Source organism: Streptomyces sp. URMC 123 (assembly GCF_051386515.1).
In the GTDB taxonomy this organism is placed as follows: domain Bacteria; phylum Actinomycetota; class Actinomycetes; order Streptomycetales; family Streptomycetaceae; genus Streptomyces.
The window spans coordinates 1-2,496 of record NZ_JBPQTV010000535.1 but is presented as its reverse complement, the minus strand read 5'-3'; the positions used below and the strand labels follow the sequence as shown (position 1 = coordinate 2,496).

General features: G+C 73.9%; 4 protein-coding genes. 1 reads left to right on the top strand and 3 read right to left on the bottom strand.

Annotated elements, in window-relative coordinates:
- Positions 1-210 (bottom strand): DUF2510 domain-containing protein (locus ACSNOD_RS30440; RefSeq protein ID WP_436770309.1); only part of this gene is annotated, 210 nt, incomplete at its 3' end.
- 357 nt (positions 211-567) lie between these two features.
- On the opposite strand from ACSNOD_RS30440, the gene ACSNOD_RS30435 reads away from it, so the two are divergent.
- A complete protein-coding gene (locus ACSNOD_RS30435) occupies positions 568-996 on the top strand; it encodes an SsgA family sporulation/cell division regulator (RefSeq protein ID WP_436770308.1) in 429 nt (142 codons plus the stop codon).
- On the opposite strand, the gene ACSNOD_RS30430 is transcribed toward ACSNOD_RS30435, so the two are convergent.
- Positions 981-1,370 (bottom strand): VOC family protein, encoded by a 390-nt coding sequence (locus ACSNOD_RS30430; RefSeq protein WP_436770307.1) that lies wholly within the window; start codon positions 1,368-1,370, stop codon positions 981-983. The genes ACSNOD_RS30435 and ACSNOD_RS30430 overlap by 16 nt on opposite strands.
- Positions 1,371-1,542: 172 nt before the next feature.
- Positions 1,543-2,496: FAD-binding oxidoreductase (locus tag ACSNOD_RS30425; protein ID WP_436770306.1), on the bottom strand; the 954-nt coding region annotated here is incomplete at its 5' end.

Sequence of the window (2,496 nt, the reverse complement as noted above, 5' to 3'; positions counted from 1 at the left end):
GTCGAAGATCAGATCCGCGCTGCGCGCGGCCGCCGCCGCGCCCGCCGGCGGCAGGGGCATCGCCTCGCCGGGGGGCGGTGCGGGCCGGGAGGTCCCCGGCACCCATGCGGCGCCGTTCCAGTACCGGATGAAGCCGGGAATGGACGGATCGGGGTAGTACCCGGCGGTGGGACTGCCGTCGGCGGGAGATCCCGAGGTAGGCGCGCTCATGGTCCGTAGGTCCCGTATCTGCTCGGCCGGCCGGGTGCGGGCGCAGCCGCGGCCCCGGGCGGAGTGGTGTTCGTCGCTCGGCGCCCGCGTACGGCCGCAGAACAGGTCCACATCTACCAGACGGCGCGCGGGGGCGGGCCCGTCCTGAGGGACGCACCCCTTTCGCGTGCCGCGGCCACGACAATCGAGGGGCTTCGCGAACTCGCGCGACGAGTCACGGGGAACCGCGGGGAACCGCGGGGAATCTCGCGCGAGGAATCGCGGGGGAATAGCGAAAAGTCGCGAGAAGTCGCGTAAGCGACGGGAAGGCACGCGGTCTCTCCAGGCGGCACCACCGCCCGAGGAAAGGACGTCGTCGTGACGCACACCGTGGTGGCACGAGAGCTGCCGTTCGACCTGGTCCTGGCGCCCGCGCGCAGCGTGCGCGTCCCGGCCAGGCTCACCTACCGCACCGATGACCCCTACGCCGTGCACATCACCTTCCACATCGGGTCCCCGACCCCGGTGGACTGGGCGTTCGCCCGGGAGTTGCTGGCCGAGGGGCTCCGGCGGCCGAGCGGCCGCGGCGATGTGCGGATCTGGCCGGTCCGGGCGGCGGCCGGCGGCGGGACGCTGTGCGTGGCCCTGTCCTCACCGGAGGGCGAGGCCCTGCTGGAGACGGCGGCCGCGCCGGTCGCGGCGTGGCTGGAGCGCACGCTGCGGGTGGTGCCGCCCGGCCGGGAGCACGAGCGGATGTCCCTCGACGGAGTGCTGGACGAGCTGCTGGGGCCTCACTCCTCGACGTAGGAGTGGGTCAGGAACTCGAACGCGTGCCCGTCGGGGTCGTCGACGTAGACACCGCGCCCGTGGTTGCGGTGGTTGACCTGCTGCGGTTCCTGGTGCCTGGGGGCGCCCCAGTACGGCATCTCGCGCTCCTTGATCCGGGCGAGGAGCTCGTCGAACTCCTCCTCGGACACGAGGAACGCGAGGTGCTGGGACATGATCTCGGCCGGGGGGACGATGCTGTCGGCGTAGTCCACGGTGACCCCGTTGGCCAGCGGGACGGTCGCGAAGATGCCGAGCGGCTCGGGCTCGGGGGCACCGAGCAGGTCCGTGAGGAAGCGGGCCGAGACGAAGCGGTCGGTGCTGTGCACGATGGTGTGGTCGAGTCGCGCGGGCACGGGGCCTCCAAAGGGTCAGCGCCGATTGGGTCCTTCACTCCTGACCGTACGGCGCCGAACAGGCCCGCGACATCGGGCTTTCGCCCTAGACCCCAGGTCCTCGGGTGGCGGCGGCCGGATTCCGTCGCCCGTGCGCCCCCTCAGTCGCTCGCCCCCTCGACCGCCGGCCCCCTCAGCCGCTCGCCCCCTCCGGCGCCGCGGGGAAGACCTTGCCCGGGTTGAGGATGCCGAGGGGGTCGAAGAGCTCCTTGAGCCCGCGCTGCACCTCCACCCCCACCGGGCCGAGCTCGCGCCGCAGCCACTCCCGTTTCAGCACGCCCACCCCGTGCTCCCCGGTGATCGTGCCGCCGAGCTCCAGCCCGAGCGCCATGATCTCGTCGAAGGACTCCCGGGCCCGCCGGGACTCGTCCGCGTCGGCGGGGTCGAAGCAGACGACCGGGTGCGTGTTGCCGTCCCCGGCATGGGCGCAGACCCCGATCGTCAACCCGTGTTTCCGGGCGATCGCCGCCGTGCCGTCGAGCATCGCCGCGAGCCGCGAGCGCGGCACGCAGACGTCGTCGATCATCGTGGCGGAGCGGACCGCCTCCAGGGCGACCAGCGACATCCGCCGGGCCTTCAGCAGCAGTTCGGACTCGGCGGCGGTCTCGGCCGGCACCACCTCCGTGGCCCCCGCGGCGGCGCACAGCTCGCCGACGGCGGCGAGGTCGGCGGCCGGGTCGGGGGTGTCGAAGGCGGCCAGCAGCAGCGCCTCGGTGGTCTCCGGCAGGCCCATGGACGCCAGGGAGTTGACCGCGCGCAGCGTCGTGCGGTCCATCAGTTCGAGCAGCGAGGGGGCGTGCCCGCGGGCCATGATCTCGCAGACGGCGGCGCAGGCCGCGGCGGTGGAGGGGAACTCCGCGGCCAGCGCGAGCTGCCGGGGCGGCTCGGGGCGCAGCGCGAGCACGGCCCGTACGACGACGCCGAGGCTGCCCTCGGAGCCGACGAAGAGCCGGGTGAGGTCGTAGCCGGCGACGCCCTTGGCGGTGGTGCGCCCGGTGCGCAGCAGCCGGCCGTCGGCGAGGACCACGTCGAGGCCGAGGACGTACTCGGCGGTGACCCCGTACTTGACGCAGCACAGCCCGCCGGC